Below are 15561 nucleotides of genomic sequence, written 5' to 3' on the forward strand. Positions count from 1 at the left end.
GGTGTCGCCCGCACACACGGCGGGTGGCGCCCTCTCACACGTCGCGGCGGCGCACCGCGACCACCGTGACGGCCACCGCCGCCACCGCCCACGCGCCGTACACGGTCCATGCCTCGCTGATCGTCAGCGGGTACCTGCCCAGGCCGATCGTCCGCTCCGGGTTCGTCACCAGCCGGTCCCAGGCGCTGAGCGGCATGGCGTTGCCGATCTCCTTGACCCAGCGGTGGCGCTCGCCCTGGAAGAGCGCCGGCACCAGCAACAGCAGGGCGACGATCGCGACGACCGAGCCTGCGGCGTGCCGGACGACCGCACCCACCGCCATGCCGACCAGCGCGCACAGCGGTGCCAGCAGGGCGGACGCGGCGACGGCGCGCAGTGCGCCCGCGTCGCCCAGCGACAGGCCGCCGTACTCCCGGAGCAGCATCTGGGTGACGCCGAAGGAGGCGCCGGAGACGAGCGTGCCGAGCGCGAGCATGACCGCCGACACCACCGTCACCTTCGCGGTGACCACCGCCCGCCGGTCGGGGACGGCGGCGAAGGTCGTACGGATCAGGCCGCTGGTGTACTCGCCGAAGACGGCGAGCGCCCCCACCGTCGCAGCGATGATCATGAACAGTTGCCAGGCGGGATCGACGAACGCCGTGTGCAGCGGATCGAACAACACCTCAGGGCGGGGCGGCACACCCGGCGGCGGCTCCGGCGGCAGCAGCGGCTGGTGCGCCAGCCGGTCGGCGTTGGACGCGGCGGAGTTCACATTGATGCCGGTCACGGTCAGCGCGCCGGCGCCCAGCACCCAGTGGGTGGAGCGCAGTGACCAGAGCTTGATCCACTCGGCGGCGAGGAGATGACGGAAGCGGGCCGGCACCCCGGCCGCGATGCGGGCGGGAGCCTCGGCCGTCACGCGGCTCATCGGGTGCCTCCCGCGGCGTACTCGACGCTCTCCGCCGTGAGTTCCATGAACGCCTCCTCCAGAGAGGCCGAGTGCGGGCTGAGCTCGTGCAGCCGCACCCCGTGCGCGTGGGCGAGGTCGCCCACCCGGTCCGCGGACAGACCCGTCACCGAGTACGACCCGTCCGGCTCCGCCCGTACCGTCGCGCCCTCGTCCGCCAGCAGCACGGAGAGGGCCGCCGCGTCGGGGGTACGGACGCGCACCCGCCCTTGTGTGCTGCGGGCGGCGAAGTCCCGCAGGCTCTCCGCCGCGATCAGCCGGCCGCGGCCGATGACGATCAGGTCCTCGGCGGTCTGCTCCATCTCTCCCATCAGATGGCTGGAGACCAGCACGGTGCGGCCCTCGTCCGCCAGCCGCCGGAACAGGCCCCGCACCCAGCGCACACCCTCCGGGTCGAGGCCGTTGAGCGGCTCGTCGAAGAGCAGCACCGGCGGATCACCGAGCAGGGCGGCCGCGATACCGAGCCGCTGCTTCATCCCCAGGGAGAACCCACCGATCCTGCGACCGGCCGCGTCCGCGATGCCCACCTCCGCGAGTACCTCCGCGACCCGCCGGCGCGCCAGCCCGTTGCTGACCGCCAGCGACGTCAGATGGGCGCGGGCGGTGCGGCCGCCGTGCACGTCGTGGGCGTCGAGCAGGGCGCCGACGTGCCGCAGGCCGCGGGGCCGGTCGCCGAACGGCTGCCCGTCGACGGTCACGGTGCCGCCGCTGGGCCTGTTCAGCCCGAGGGCCATCCGCAGCGTGGTGGTCTTCCCGGCGCCGTTCGGACCCAGGAAGCCGGTGACCACACCGGGGCGCACGGTGAAGGACAGTCGGTCGACGGCGGTGGTCCCGCCGTACTGTTTGGTGAGTTCGGTTGCTTCGATCACGGGGCCACGCTGTCGCGGCCGACCCCGCCGGGGCATCGGCCCGCCGGCCGTGATCGGGCCGTCCCGGGTGGCCCAAGGGAGTACGCCCGTGGGCCAATGCCCGGTGCGGGCCGCATCCTTATGATCGGCGCATGGAAGCCCCACAGGACGCAGCGGCGAGAGCGCCGGACCGCACAACGCGGTCGCGCCTCGCCGAGACCCTGGCCTGGTGCTCAGGTCTCGCCTACGCCGTCCTGTTGTACGTCGTGGTGCTGAACACCGACCGCGAACTGACCGGCATGCGGCTGCTGCTCGCCGCGCTGCCCGCCGTCCTGCTGCTGCCCCTGGTGTTGCGCCGGCCGCTGCCCGCCCTGGTGCTGCTGCTCACCGTCTCCTTCGCCGCGACCGTGCGGGCGGACTCGATGATGGCCGTAGTACCGGGACCGGCCGGCATCGTGGCGCCCGCGGAGACGCAGGCGTGGCAGATCGCATATCTGCAGGCGGTGTTGACCGGTCTCCTCGTGGGGCGGATCGCCGCCACCCGGTCGCGGCCGGCGGCGGCCGTCGCGGCGCTGGTGGCCCTCGGCACGCAGATGGGGAGCGCCGCCTACTACCGGGACGGCGTCGGGTCGTTCCTCGCCGCGTCGGCCTTCCTGGCGCTGATGACGGTCACCGCCTGGACGCTCGGCCACTCGGCGCGCGAACGACGCGAGCACACGGCCGCGTTGCAGGTGCGGGCCGCCGAGCAGGCCGTCACCGAGGAGCGGCTGCGCATCGCCCGGGAGCTGCACGACATGGTGGCGCACAGCATCGGCGTCATCGCCATCCAGGCCGGGGTGGGCCGGCGCGTCATCGACACCCAGCCGTCGGAGGCCCGCAACGCCCTCGCCGCCATCGAGGACACCAGCCGCGACACCCTCGCGGGCCTGCGCCGGATGCTCGGCGCGCTGCGCCAGGCGGAGCCGGGTGAAGGCGCACCGCGCGGCCCGGCGCCGGTGCTCGCCGATCTCGACCGGCTCGTCGAGCGGACCCGGGACGCGGGCGTGCGGGTGGACCTCGAGTGGCGAGGGGAGCGGCGGCCGCTGCCGGCGGAGATCGAACTGTCCGCGTACCGCATCGTCCAGGAGGCGATCACCAACGTGGTCCGGCACTCGGGCGCCGACGCCTGCCGGGTGACCGTCGACTGCGGGGAGGACGACCTGTCCGTCGAGATCACGGACGAAGGCCGCGGCCTGTCCGGTCTGCCCGGCGCCGCCGGCTACGGTCTGACGGGCATGCGGGAGCGCGCGGTGCTCCTGCACGGGGAGTTCACCGCCGGGCCGCACCCGGGGGGCGGCTTCCGCGTGGCGGCGCGGCTGCCGATGCCGGCGGCGGTCGGATGACCCGGGTGCTGCTCACCGACGACCAGCCGCTGGTCCGGCACGGGCTGCGGGTGCTGATCGCCGACCGCCCCGGGCTGGAGGTGGCGGGCGAGGCGGCGAACGGCGAGGAGGCGGTACGGCTCGCGGACCGGCTGGTCCCGGACGTGGTGGTGATGGACATCCGGATGCCCGGCATGGACGGCATCGAGGCCACCCGGCGGATCACCACGGCCTCCGGCACACCACCGAAGGTCCTCATGCTGACCACGTTCGACGACGACGAGTACGTCTACGGCGCGTTGCGCGCAGGGGCGAGCGGCTTCCTCGTCAAGGACATGGACATGGACCAGATCCTCGGCGCGATCGAGGTGGTCGCCGCCGGTGACGCCCTCATCGCACCGAGCGTGACACGCCGCCTGATCGCGGAGTTCGCGGCCCGCCCCGAGGCCGGCCCGCCGCCTCCGCGTCCGGTGGAGGGCATCACCGCCCGCGAACGGGAGGTGCTCGTGCTGGTCGGCAGCGGCCTGTCCAACGGGGAGATCGCGTCGCGGCTGCACATCAGCACGGCCACGGCGAAGGCCCATGTGGGCAGGCTGCTGACGAAGCTGGGCGCGCGGGACCGGGTACAGCTGGTCATCCTGGCGTACGAATCGGGTCTGGTGACGCCGCCGCGTGGCCAGGGATACCGAACACGTGCCGGAAGCGCCGGGCAGGCGTCATCGCGAAACGTGATGGCAGTCAGTACGGCGTACGGGATTCCCGATCGGCGGCCGGGGGAGGAGCATGGAGAGGGCACGTCCTGAACCGAGAGCAAGTGGAGCACATGAGCCGCCCCCGCACCCCGCGCCTGCCGTCCTGGCTGCCGATCGACCCGTACATCCTGGCGCTCCTCGGGACCGTGGGCCTCGCGGCACTCCTGCCCGCGTCAGGAGCGGCGGCCGACGTCGCGGGCGGGGCCTCGACCGGAGCGGTGGCGCTGCTGTTCTTCCTCTACGGAGCGCGGCTCTCCACACGGGAGACCCTCGACGGGCTGCGGCACTGGCGACTGCACCTGACCGTGCTCACGGCGACCTTCGTGACCTTCCCGCTGCTGGGGCTCGCGGGGCGGTTCCTCGAACCGGCCGTGCTGACGCCCGAGCTCTACAGCGGACTGCTCTTCCTGTGCCTGGTGCCCTCGACCATCCAGTCCTCGATCGCCTTCACCTCCATGGCCCGCGGCAATGTGCCCGCCGCGATCTGCGCCGGCTCCTTCTCCAGCCTCGCCGGCATCCTGCTCACCCCGCTGCTGGCGGCCCTGTTGATCGGCGGCGCGGCGGGCGGGCTCTCCGCCGACTCGCTGCTGCGGATCGTGCTCCAGCTGCTCGTGCCGTTCCTCGCGGGCCAGCTGCTGCGCCGCTGGGTCGCCGGCTTCCTGGCCCGGCACCGGCAGCTGCTGGGGTACGTGGACCGGGGCTCGATCCTGCTCGTGGTCTACACGGCATTCAGCGAAGGCATGAACGCCGGAGTCTGGCACCAGGTCACCCCGGTTCGGCTCGGCGCGCTGCTCGCCGTCGAGGCGGTGCTGCTCGGGGCCATGCTGACGCTCACCTGGTACGGAGCCAAGCGCCTCGGTTTCGGCCGGGCCGACCGGATCGTGATCCAGTTCGCCGGCTCGAAGAAGAGCCTGGCGGCAGGCCTGCCCATGGCGACGGTGCTGTTCGGCGCGCACGCGAGCCTGGCGGTGCTGCCGCTGATGCTCTTCCACCAGATGCAGCTGATGGTCTGCGCGGTGCTCGCGCGGCGCCGCGCCCGCGACACGGACCCCGCCGTGCCCGTGGAACGAACCGCGCCGCCCACCGCGCTGCGCACCCGATGAACGAGGCCCACTGGTTCGCGCGGACGGTGAGGTGCGCCCGGGTCCGGACCTTGGAGTCCCGTACGCGCATGTCCCCGTCCGTCGACCTCCGGTACGCCGAACTCTCCTGGGCCGATGCAGCAGCGTCGCGGCGTCGATGTCTAGGGTCCGTCTTCAACACCAGATGGTGGAGCACGGTTGGGTGGTACGTCGCCGTGATCATCGATCACGAGAGGGAGTTACTCACTCCGCTGATACTGCGGGCCTCTACCGGGCGACCATGTGTCGAGGACCGACAGGTCGTCAACGGGATGGTCCACAGGGTCCGGACCGGGGTCTCCTGGCGTTCCCTGGCCGCCCGTTACGGGCTGTGGAAGACGGTGTCCCTGCCGCCCGGCCCTGGACGGCGTGTTCACCCGAGCCCTGGAGCAGGTCCAGGCGCGGGCCGACGCGGCCGGTGACATCGACTGGCTGGTGCTGATCGATTCCACCATCGTCCGTGCCGCCAGCACGCCGCCGCCACCGGCCGCAAAGGGGGAGGCGCCGACAGGACGAACTGGACTATCACGCCCTCGGCCGTCCCGAGGAGGCCCTGACCACGAAGCCGGTCAGCTTCCCAGAGCCTGTTGGGCTCGGCGTTCCGGGACGGGGCCCGGTACCGCCGGGATCTTTCCTCGACGCAGGCTCGGTTACAGCCGACTACGGTGGCCAACCCGCCGAGTGCCCGCTCCCAGGCCCCACTCATGTGACTTCGTCAGCACCGCGTCCCGTGATTGCCGAGCCCGTGGAAGCCGGCGTGCATCAGGGCCGGGCCCGCAGACCGGGCCCGCTGCCACATCCCGTACGCCTGCTGGTCGGCACGCTGCTGTTCGCCGTGGAGGGCGTTGAGGATCACCAGGCCGCCGGTCAGAGCCGGGACCGCCCACTGCAGGCGTCCCAGCTGCTGCTGGGCCTTGTCGATGTCGACGGGGTGGCTGGAGGCCTTCTCGGTGTCTTTGGGATCATCGGACGAGGCCAGTTCGATTTTCTTGCCCAGGACGCGGCTGTAGGCGGTGGCGGCCAGCGCCGCACCGGTCAGCACGGTCTTGGCCAGTGTGGAAGCCGCCACCCCCTGCTGACCCGCTACCCGGGGAGCGTTCACGGCGAGCAGCCCGCTGCCGCCAACCAGGTGGGCACCAATCGCCAGGGCGTTCACCGGCACCCACTTCGCCCAGCCCGCACTGGCGAACCGCGCGCCCTCCCGCCCCTGACCGCCCTCCGCCGAGGCCGCCCCGTTCAATCCGACCGCTCCCATCAGCGAGCCGCCGAACCACGCAGCCAGCCCCAGATCGTGCAGACTGCGGACGACAGTATTGCGTTGCGACATCACGTGACTCCCTCACAAGCACCGAGCACCGGCGGTCGACCGGCGCTCGCACCACAGTGACCGCCCACCGCAGCACGCGCACTCCGGCGGATACGAATGGACCAATCACACAGCGAAAGCAGTGGTGCAAAGACGCCTGCTGTCAGGCGCGAGGTTTTCCCCGGCGCGCGCCATGGCCGGGCCGGTCCTGCCGGTTGTGCGTCACCGACATCGCGGACAGGAACGCGAGAGGTCCGAGACCGCTCAGCCGCCCTCGCGGCAGATGACGAAGCCGGCGAAGGGATGCCGTCCGGGCCGGTCGCCGACCTCGTCGATCGCCGCACGGATGTCGCGCAGGTGGCCGACGGTCATCTCCAGGGGCGGCTCGTCCGGCTGGTAGGTGGTCCGGATCGGGTAGTCCACGCCGGGCTGGTCGGTCATCTCGATGTGACAGCCGAGGACGTGGGTGACCGTTCGGATGCCGGCGAACGCGATCAAGCGATCGACCGTCCGGCCGAAGGCGGCCCAGTCCTCCACGTACAACCGCCCGGGATACACCGTGTCGCCGGTGAGCAGGAATCCGGTATGCGGGTCGTAGTACGTGACGGCGGCCTTGTCGTGGCCTGGGGTAGCCAGGCATTCCAGTACCCTGCCGCCGAGATCGACGCGGGCGACCCGGTCGGGGTCCTCGGTGAAGCCGAAGTACGTCCAGGCACTGTCCAGATCCGCCCCCACCACCGTGGTGCGGGGGCGCTCGGCGAACTGTGCGTCGCCCGCGACATGGTCGTGGTGAGAGTGGGTGTGCAGGACCAGCAGGGCGTAGTCGTTCCGCGGATGCCCGGCCAGCCAGCGGCCGACCAGTTCGTCAACCACGCGTCTGAGCGGGAAGAACTCGGCCGACTCGGTGGCTCCGGTGTCGATGAGCACGGCGCGCGCGTTGCCGAAGATCAGGAAGAGAAACGGCGCCTCGTAGTTGATCGCCTTGTTCTGCCGCAGGATGAACGTGTGCTCGTCGTACGCGTGGACCTGGATGTCGGGATCGGTGTTGTGCTTCGCCGACGGCGATCCGTGGATCCAGTCGACGTCCAGGGCGCGGGGCTCGGGTGCCTCGGACACGAAGTCGATCCACTGCCCGTGTACGCCCATGACGCCTCCTGAGAGCGTCGTCTTGTCGGGCCGGGTACGGCGCACATCTCGTCCGGGGCAGGCACTCGTGCACCTCCGCGCGGAATGTACTACGCCTGGACCAGGCTGCTCAACGAACAGCATGTCCGGCGGGCGAGCGTGGCGGTGAGGCGACCGCGGGACCTGCCCGCCCGAGGCGGTGACCTGCTCCCTCGTCGCGCTGGCCGATGCGCTGAAATCTGGGCTCCCGCCGGCGGCACAGGCTGGATGAATGAGGCCGGTGTTCTCAGTGGTTACATTATGGGAGCGCTCCCACCATCTCTCCGCTGTCCGACCATCCGAAAGCGTGCCCCTCCATGCAGAGCCAGACCAAGCGCCGCCTGTCCCCCAGCGAACTCGACGCCCTGCTGCGCGCCTCCAGCGGCATCGGCTGCCGTCTGGAATCCGAGCTGACCGACGGCTGGTTCAACACCGCCTACCGCGTCGTTCTCGACGACGGCCGACCCGCTGTCGTCAAACTCGCCCCGCCAGCCGATGTCGCCGTCCTGCGTTACGAACTCGGCATCATGGCCACGGAGGTCATGGTCTACCGGCGCATCGAGGGTCTCCCCGGAGATCGGGTGCCGACGCCGGCGCTGCTGTACGCGGGCGAGGAGTTCCTGGCCCTGTCCGTCCTGGAGGGCGCCCCGTGGGACAAAGCGGCCGATCGCCTGTCGCCCGCCGCCCAGGCGGTGCTGCGCCGTGAACTCGGTGCGATCACAGCCCGGCTGCACACCCTGGCCCCGGAGGACGGCCGGTTCGGCTATCCGGCAGCCGAGTCCGCGCTGTCCGCTTCCGGCTGGCGCACGGCCTTCACCGACATGGTGGACGCGCTCCTCGACGACGCCGGGCGCTGGCAGTCCCCGCTCGAGGTACCGCCCGCCGAGATACGGAAGCTGGTGGCCGAGGGCGGCTACGCCCTCGACGAGGTGACCGAGCCCCGGCTGGTCCACTTCGACCTGTGGCCCGGCAACATCTTCATCGACGTCCCCAACGACGGGGCGCAGCCCAGGATCGCCGGACTCATCGACCACGAGCGGGCGTTCTGGGGCGATCCGGCCGCCGAGCTGGTCTCCCTGGCCTTCGGCGGCGACACCGGCCCGGACAGCGACCTCGTCGCCGGCTACACCCAGGCGGGCGGCAGCCTCGACTTCACGCCCGCATTCCGGCACCGGCTGGCCCTCTACCGCCTCTACCTGAGCCTGCTGCTCGTCGTCGAATGCGGCCCTCGCGGATACGGTCCCGACCACCTCGCGTCCTGCAGCCACACCCTCGCCGGCACCATCACCCGACTCCGGGCGCTGGAGTAGGCCCAAGGAAGAGTCAAACAAGTCGTCGGCCAGGGCGTCGCCTTCACCAGAAAGTGAAATTGCACTGGAGTATTAGCCGCGCAGGAGTTGCCGTGCCTGAGCTGGATGCACGCCGATCCAGGAGTCGACGCCGGCCGGGCAGGCCTCGAGGGCAGGTGGGCAAGCCAGGCCGTGGAGGCCGGTTCGCCGATTCTTCATCTGCGCTGCCCACGGGATGTCGATCCCGAGCTGTACCGCTGCTCGGCTGGTGGCGGATGTGACGCCAGTGGTGCAGGCCTTGCCGCCGTCCGCTGCCATGGCGGACGTCTCCGGCAGGGTGCGGTTCTTCGATCGCGACCCAACAGGAAGAAGTATCAAGGGGGCCGTTGCAACACTGCTGGTCAAGGGTTGTGTCAGTAGCTCAGCGAGGTGTCCGCGACGGTTTTCGCGTTGCGGGCCACCCTGTAGAACCCTTTGGCGACGGAGGAGAAGTGCCAGTGTGGTTGTCGTTGAGGACCTTGACGCTGCATAGCCGGCTCCCAAGCGTCGGCCAGCCCGGTCCTGCGACGACCCGACGGGCCGGACCTGCTGTTCAGACCGCTCAGGCTTCGGCGTTCGGGGCGTTCACCCCAATCAGTGTATTTACGCCATAAAAGGTGGCGCGAACCGCAAGTGAGGGAATCCATAGGCCGGTCTGTCCGACCGGCAGGCACCCACGGCGTTCCTCGTCACGAAAGGTTCACAGCATGTCACTCATTGGCCGTAAAGCCTTCAAGGCCTCAGTCGTCCCCGTCGCCGCTCTCGTCCTCACACTGGGCGTGTCCGCAACCGCCACGTCCGCGGCCATCGCGTCGCCTGCCGCCGCTTCGGCCGAGCAGCGGGTCGTCACATCACTCGAAGCGGCCATCGCGGCTGACGTGGAGGCCGTTCTCGAGAAGAACCTCGACGTGGACGTCACAGTCGCCGCCGTCGCGCGGGCCGGCCTGGGCGGCAGCGTCGACATCCGGCTCACCGTCGTCACCAACGCGAAAGTAGAGGCCGATGCCGCGCTCGAGGCTGCCATCGCTGCTGAGATCGAATCCAGGGTCGAAGCCACCCTCAAAAAGCGCCTGGTCCTCGCTGCGGACCTCGACGTCGCCGTCCGTGTCGACGGCGACATCAGCGTAGACATCACCACCCTCTGACGCCTCTGCGGTCATGACGTTCGTTCGCCTTGGTCAGAGCCCGTTGCTCGTCGACGGAAGTCGAACGCGGCGGCCCGAGTGCGCATCGGCTGTCCCTTGATGGGCGCGAAACCGCTCGGGCCTGCACGCGGCAGCGGACGCAGTCGGTTCCTCCCGATCCGCCCCGGCTGCAACAGCACTGCGGACTCCGCCACATCGAGCGCGATCCGGTCGAGTAGTGGCAGAACATGGGTCTGGACATCACCGGAACCCCTGCCGTGGCGCAGAACGCAAACGGCCGGCTTGAGGTGTTCGCCCGCAGAGCCGGCGACAAGACGCTGTCGCACATCGTGCAGATCGAGCCCAACCACGTGGAGGCATGGCAGAAACTGAAGAGCCTGGGCGGCACGGTGAACGGCGTCCCCGCGGTTGTTACCAACAGCGACGGACGCCTGGAGGTGCTCGTGTCCCACGAGGATGGAACCGTGCATCACAGGGCTCAGAACACGCCAGGTGCGACCGGCGACGGCAGCTCCAGTCCGTTGAACGGGCGCATCGAGGTCTCCGACACCAGCGGCCATTCGAGCACTTGGGGCGGCTCCTACACCGTGTCCGGCTCGATCGGCATGAGTGAGGGCTTGTTGAGCGGAGAAATCGGCTTCGCGCTAGAAGCCCACCATGAAGAGGCCTGGTTCGATGAGGACTCGGTCTTCATCGGCATCCCCAGCGTCAGGCTCCAGCCAGGAGAGTACGCCTGGCTGGAAAAGAGTCTGGTCACCAAGAAGGCCATCGGTAAATGGGTTTTCACCGGCGCCAACAAGTGGGAAGAGACCGGTCAATCCGCTATCCACGCCTCCGAAACCCCTGTTGACGGACTGCAGCAAGGCACGACCGTCCTTCGGCGTTCGAAAACCCCGCCCGCCCACTGCTGAATTCCGCGCCGGTACTCCAGCAGGACTTTGGTTTCTGACCTGGGGCGATGCGGGTGGCTGGAGTGTAGCGGGGCGATAGCTGGTCGAGGGGCGGTCTCGAAGAGACCGCCCCTCGACCGTGCGACTGCGTCGCTGATAGCGCCGGCGCCGGGGCAGCCTCCTCACGTGATCATCGAGCATGCCGTCGAGCGGTGGCACCTTGAACTGGACGACCTCTTCGTGACCATCGGCCATCGCTTCGGCAGAGTCGATCCCCGTCGTCGCATGCGCGACTGTGTGCGCGGTCTGCTGGCTCCGATAGCCCGAAAGAACAGCTGGCAGCTGGCCGAACGGGCGGGCCACCTGTCAAACCCGGCGAGAACGACGGAGTCCTCATCGTCGACGGCACCGGGTTCATCAAGAAGGGCGTCACCTCCGCCGGGGCCCAGCGCCAGCACTCAGGAACCGCCGTGGCTGTCCCCGCATCGGGGGCCTGTTCGCACAGGCCCCGGACGAAGCGTGGGAGAAGATTTCATGCGGCAACGGTGCGAAGGGACCGCGGTCTACCACTGGGCGGCGGTCCGGCTGCCGGCTTCGCGCACGCCTTCCTGGCGCCCACGGCACACCAGCCCCGGGAAAAGGGGACGGAACCGGTGAGACAGCCGAGACCGTCGAGCTCTCAGTGGCCGAGATTCGGCGACTCCTGGCAGCTTGTCACCCCCAGTCCGCGCACCTGCGCGGACACCGAGGACGACACCGCGCAGTGAGTTGGTCCTGGCACTTCGCCGCCGGAGAACTCCGCGGCGAAGAACGACACCCGGCGCTGGAGGGCTCCGCGCCGTCGAACGACATCCTGACGCTGGAGAACTAGGCCTTCAGCACACGGAGCGTGGCTGTGCGGAGGTGGGCCGCCGCCTCCGTGACGCTCATGCGGCCGGCTCCGACTTCGTTGCCGGCGGCGTGCCCCAGGGAGATCACCGCCGCGACCAGCCAGGCTGCGGGCGGTTCGGGGTCGAACTCGCCCGCGGCCTGCCCCTTCGCGATCAGCCGGGTCAGCCGGTCCGTGACGGGCTCGTGCCGCGCCCGGTCGGCTTCGGCATGTGCAGGGGCGGCGCCGAGCTGGAGCAACGCGGGATGCCGCTCGAACAGCCGCCAGCCGATGTCCTGCAGTCGCATGAGAGCGTCGAGGGCAGGCCCGTCCTCGACTTCCGCCACGTCCATCGCCGCCATGGCTTCTTGCGTGACGCGGTCGGCGACGGCTTCCAGCAGTGCGTCGCGGGTGCCGAAGTGGGCGTAGACGGTCTGGCGGGTGACGCCGGCTGCTGCGGCGACGGCGGCCATGCCCGCATCGGGCCGCTCGGAGAGCAGTTTGACCGCGGCCCCGAGTACGGCCTCTCGACTCCGTTCGGCGTCGGCTCGAAGGCGATGCCGAACGGTCGGGCTGCTGTCTGGGGCACCTGCTGGAGACGGCAACTCTTACACCCTTGTTCCATCCGGTCGACGCGCATGTCTTACGGCGATGTAAGTGATCGTAGCGGGGCCGCGTGGACGGAGCGTCGGGCACTCACGCGCCGGACGGCCGTCATGACGACGACGCCGGCCGGGAGAGATCCGCTGCCGCACAGGGTGCCCCGCTGCCGGGCGGCGGGTGCTCGTCATCAGGCCGGCAGTCCGGCTTACGGCGGCGCGAGCCCGAACCCGTTCGCGTGGGCGGCGCGGCCGGGTGCGAAGATCGCTCGGTGACGACGTATCCGATACGCGCCTTCGGCGCCCGCCGCCCCTGCAGCCTCGTCGTCTGTCGCGGCTGCTGCTGCGGCGACGCGCGCAAGAACCCCGGTACCGACCACGCGGGACAACTGGCCAGGCTGCGGGACGCGGCGGCCGCGTCCGGCGGGCGGTTCACGGTGCGCACCAGTGACTGCCTGGGGCCCTGCGGGCAGGCCAATGTGATCGTCGTGCAGCCGTCGACCGAGGCGCGCCGGCGCGGCGCACGGGCCGCGTGGATCGGCTGGGCGCTCGACGACGACGCCACCGACGACGTACTGGCGTGGGTCGCGGCCGGCGGCCCCGGTGTCGCCGAGCCCCCGGCCACGCTCACGCTCCAGATGATCCCGCCGCCGTCCGGCGCCGTCGGCGCCCGGTAGGGAACGCGGCGGACGAGCGGCGAACCGCCCGCCGCGAGCCCCGGGCCGCGTCCGCCGCCCGGTCAGTCGGTGCCGAACTCCATCGCCGCGCGGTCGAGCATCTCGTCGTCGCCCTCGGCCTTGCCGCGGGAGGCGATGATCTCGGCGCCGCCCTGCGGCATCGCGCCGATCAGCCCCGTCGAGGCGGCCTGGGCCGCACCGATGAGCGTCTCGTGCGTGTTGCCGACGATGCCGAGACCGGCGTACTGCTCCAGCTTGGCGCGGGAGTCGGCGATGTCGAGGTTGCGCATGGTGAGCTGGCCGATCCGGTCCACCGGGCCGAACGCCGAGTCCTCGGTGCGCTCCATCGACAGCTTGTCCGGGTGGTAGCTGAACGCCGGGCCGGAGGTGTCCATGACCGAGTAGTCCTCGCCGCGCCGCAGCCGCAGCGTCACCTCTCCGGTGACCGCCGTGCCCACCCAGCGCTGCAGCGACTCGCGGATCATCAGCGCCTGCGGGTCGAGCCAGCGGCCCTCGTACATCAGGCGGCCGAGGCGCCGGCCCTCGTTGTAGTACTGCGCGAGGGTGTCCTCGTTGTGGATCGCGTTGACCAGGCGCTCGTACACGGTGTGCAGCAGCGCCATGCCCGGGGCCTCGTAGATGCCGCGGCTCTTGGCCTCGATGACCCGGTTCTCGATCTGGTCGGACATGCCCATGCCGTGGCGGCCGCCGATGGCGTTGGCCTCCATCACCAGCTCGACCGCGCTGGCGAACTCCTTGCCGTTGATCGTCACCGGGCGGCCCTGGTCGAAGCCGATCGTGACGTCCTCGGCGGCGATCTCGACCGACGGGTCCCAGAACCGCACGCCCATGATCGGGTCGACGGTCTCGACGCCGGTGTCGAGGTGCTCCAGGGTCTTGGCCTCGTGGGTGGCGCCCCAGATGTTGGCGTCGGTGGAGTACGCCTTCTCGGTGCTGTCGCGGTAGGGGAGGCCGTGGGCGATCAGCCACTCCGACATCTCCTTGCGGCCGCCGAGCTCGGAGACGAAGTCCGCGTCGAGCCACGGCTTGTAGATGCGCAGATGCGGGTTGGCGAGCAGACCGTAGCGGTAGAACCGCTCGATGTCGTTGCCCTTGAACGTCGAGCCGTCGCCCCAGATCTGTACGTCGTCCTCGAGCATCGCCCTGACCAGCAGGGTGCCCGTGACGGCGCGGCCGAGCGGCGTCGTGTTGAAGTAGGCGCGCCCGCCGGAGCGGATGTGGAACGCGCCGCACGTGAGCGCGGCCAGCCCTTCCTCGACCAGCGCCGCGCGGCAGTCGACCAGGCGCGCGATCTCGGCGCCGTACGCCGACGCACGGCCGGGCACCGACGCGATGTCGGGCTCGTCGTACTGGCCGATGTCGGCGGTGTAGGTGCACGGGACGGCGCCCTTGTCGCGCATCCACGCGACCGCGACGGAGGTGTCGAGTCCGCCGGAGAAGGCGATGCCGACGCGCTCGCCGGTGGGCAGGGAGGTGAGAACCTTGGACATGAGGAAGAGTATGCGGCAATTTGCATGATCATGCAATCACCGGGTCGGGTATGCAGTCAGTGGCCGGAGTCCGGCCGGAGCCGCTTGATGCCTGCCCCCAGGGCCCTGGCCGCCGCCACCGCGGCGCCCGCACGGAAGGACCCGGCCGGCGCAGGGGGCGCTCCCCGCCGGCCGGGTCCGCATCCCGTGCAGCGGGGCGCGTCACACCCCAGTGCCGAGGGCGATCCGCTCGTCGCCCGCATACACGTTCATGTTGGGACCCCGCAGAAAGCCGACCAGCGTGAGACCGGTCTCCGCGGCCAGGTCCACCGCCAGGGAGGAGGGCGCGGAGACGGCCGCCAGCACGGGGATGCCCGCCATCACCGCCTTCTGCGCCAGCTCGAACGACGCCCGGCCGGAGACCAGGAGGATCGACCGGGACAGCGGCAGCCGGCCGTCCTGGAGCGCCCGGCCGACGAGTTTGTCGACCGCGTTGTGCCGGCCGACGTCCTCGCGGACGTCGAGCAGCTCCCCTTCGGGCGAGAACAGCGCGGCCGCGTGCAGGCCCCCGGTCCGGTCGAAGACCCGCTGTGCCGCCCGTAGCCGGTCGGGGAGGCCGGCGAGCAGAGCGGGCTCGACGCGGACCGGGGGAGCATCGGCGATCGGATAGTGCGCGGTGGTGCGCACGGCGTCGAGGCTGGCCTTGCCGCACAGCCCGCACGACGACGTCGTGTAGACGTTGCGCTCCAGGGTGATGTCCGGCACCGGGACGCCGGCCGCGAGTGCCACGTCCACCACGTTGTACGTGTTCGAGCCGTCGTCCTTGGCACCCGCGCAGTACACGATCGACCGCACCTGCTCCCCGGAGTGGATCACGCCCTCGCTGACGAGGAACCCGGCGGCCAACGCGAAGTCGTCGCCCGGGGTGCGCATGGTGATGGCCAGCGGCTTGCCGTTCAGCCGGATCTCCAGCGGCTCCTCGGCCACCAGGGTGTCGGGACGGGTCGACACCGCCCCGTCCCGGATGCGGATGGTGCGGCGGCGCTCGGTGACCCGTCCCATG

Annotated in this window: 14 protein-coding genes, 1 pseudogene and 1 riboswitch; of the genes and pseudogenes, 8 read left to right on the top strand and 7 right to left on the bottom strand. The window is 70.7% G+C overall.

The window, feature by feature from the left end:
* Positions 1 to 34: 34 nt before the first annotated feature.
* A complete protein-coding gene (locus tag OGH68_RS31400) occupies positions 35 to 910 on the bottom strand; it encodes an ABC transporter permease (RefSeq protein WP_264248747.1) in 876 nt (291 codons plus the stop codon).
* The gene (locus OGH68_RS31405) at positions 907 to 1818 is read right to left on the bottom strand and encodes an ABC transporter ATP-binding protein (protein WP_264248748.1); all 912 of its coding nucleotides are present in this window, start codon (positions 1816 to 1818) and stop codon (positions 907 to 909) included. The genes OGH68_RS31400 and OGH68_RS31405 overlap by 4 nt, the downstream gene beginning before the upstream one ends.
* A 131-nt stretch (positions 1819 to 1949) precedes the next feature.
* Here OGH68_RS31405 and OGH68_RS31410 point away from each other — a divergent pair, with 131 nt between their 5' ends.
* The 4 genes and pseudogenes from OGH68_RS31410 (at position 1950) to OGH68_RS36525 (ending at position 5453) form a co-directional block, all read left to right on the top strand.
* A complete protein-coding gene (locus tag OGH68_RS31410; RefSeq protein WP_264248749.1) occupies positions 1950 to 3179 on the top strand; it encodes a sensor histidine kinase in 1230 nt (409 codons plus the stop codon).
* A pseudogene (locus OGH68_RS31415) lies at positions 3176 to 3826 on the top strand (response regulator); the annotation flags it as partial. The gene OGH68_RS31410 and the pseudogene OGH68_RS31415, both read left to right, overlap by 4 nt.
* 155 nt (positions 3827 to 3981) lie before the next feature.
* Positions 3982 to 5013, top strand: a complete 1032-nt coding sequence (locus tag OGH68_RS31420; RefSeq protein WP_264248750.1) for a bile acid:sodium symporter family protein — start codon at positions 3982 to 3984, stop codon at positions 5011 to 5013.
* Positions 5014 to 5081: 68 nt separating this feature from the next.
* Positions 5082 to 5453 carry a transposase gene (locus OGH68_RS36525; RefSeq protein WP_413471055.1) on the top strand — a complete coding sequence of 124 codons (372 nt, stop codon included), beginning with the start codon at positions 5082 to 5084 and terminating at the stop codon, positions 5451 to 5453.
* 293 nt (positions 5454 to 5746) lie between these two features.
* Here the strand turns inward: OGH68_RS36525 and OGH68_RS31425 are convergent, their stop codons facing one another.
* Positions 5747 to 6358: a hypothetical protein gene (locus OGH68_RS31425; protein WP_264248751.1), complete on the bottom strand. Its 612-nt coding sequence runs from the start codon at positions 6356 to 6358 to the stop codon at positions 5747 to 5749.
* A gap of 243 nt (positions 6359 to 6601) precedes the next feature.
* A complete protein-coding gene (locus tag OGH68_RS31430; RefSeq protein WP_264248752.1) occupies positions 6602 to 7483 on the bottom strand; it encodes an MBL fold metallo-hydrolase in 882 nt (293 codons plus the stop codon).
* A gap of 11 nt (positions 7484 to 7494) precedes the next feature.
* Positions 7495 to 7562: riboswitch (guanidine-III (ykkC-III) riboswitch) on the bottom strand.
* A gap of 256 nt (positions 7563 to 7818) precedes the next feature.
* Here OGH68_RS31430 and OGH68_RS31435 point away from each other — a divergent pair.
* The 3 genes from OGH68_RS31435 to OGH68_RS31445 all read left to right on the top strand — a co-directional run bounded on the left by OGH68_RS31435 (position 7819) and on the right by OGH68_RS31445 (position 10885).
* Complete coding sequence (locus tag OGH68_RS31435) at positions 7819 to 8811, top strand: phosphotransferase family protein (RefSeq protein ID WP_264248754.1); 993 nt, start codon at positions 7819 to 7821, stop codon at positions 8809 to 8811.
* Between the two features lie 725 nt (positions 8812 to 9536).
* Positions 9537 to 9974, top strand: coding sequence for a hypothetical protein (locus OGH68_RS31440; RefSeq protein ID WP_264248756.1), 438 nt, complete (start codon positions 9537 to 9539; stop codon positions 9972 to 9974).
* Between the two features lie 227 nt (positions 9975 to 10201).
* Positions 10202 to 10885: a hypothetical protein gene (locus OGH68_RS31445; protein WP_264248757.1), complete on the top strand. Its 684-nt coding sequence runs from the start codon at positions 10202 to 10204 to the stop codon at positions 10883 to 10885.
* Positions 10886 to 11731: 846 nt separating this feature from the next.
* Here OGH68_RS31445 and OGH68_RS31455 read toward each other — a convergent pair.
* Positions 11732 to 12205, bottom strand: a complete 474-nt coding sequence (locus tag OGH68_RS31455; protein WP_413471056.1) for a TetR/AcrR family transcriptional regulator — start codon at positions 12203 to 12205, stop codon at positions 11732 to 11734.
* 398 nt (positions 12206 to 12603) lie between these two features.
* On the opposite strand from OGH68_RS31455, the gene OGH68_RS31460 reads away from it, so the two are divergent.
* Positions 12604 to 13008 (top strand): (2Fe-2S) ferredoxin domain-containing protein, encoded by a 405-nt coding sequence (locus OGH68_RS31460; RefSeq protein WP_264248760.1) that lies wholly within the window; start codon positions 12604 to 12606, stop codon positions 13006 to 13008.
* A 62-nt stretch (positions 13009 to 13070) separates the two neighbouring features.
* On the opposite strand, the gene argG is transcribed toward OGH68_RS31460, so the two are convergent.
* Together argG and fdhD are read right to left on the bottom strand one after the other, a co-directional pair.
* Complete coding sequence (gene argG / locus OGH68_RS31465; protein ID WP_264248761.1) at positions 13071 to 14519, bottom strand: argininosuccinate synthase; 1449 nt, start codon at positions 14517 to 14519, stop codon at positions 13071 to 13073.
* A gap of 201 nt (positions 14520 to 14720) precedes the next feature.
* On the bottom strand, positions 14721 to 15560 hold the full coding sequence (fdhD, locus tag OGH68_RS31470) for a formate dehydrogenase accessory sulfurtransferase FdhD (RefSeq protein ID WP_264248762.1): 840 nt from the start codon (positions 15558 to 15560) through the stop codon (positions 14721 to 14723).
* Between the last annotated feature and the right edge of the window lies 1 nt (position 15561).

The sequence above is a fragment of the Streptomyces peucetius genome (genome assembly GCF_025854275.1).
GTDB classification, from domain to species: Bacteria; Actinomycetota; Actinomycetes; order Streptomycetales; family Streptomycetaceae; genus Streptomyces; species Streptomyces peucetius_A.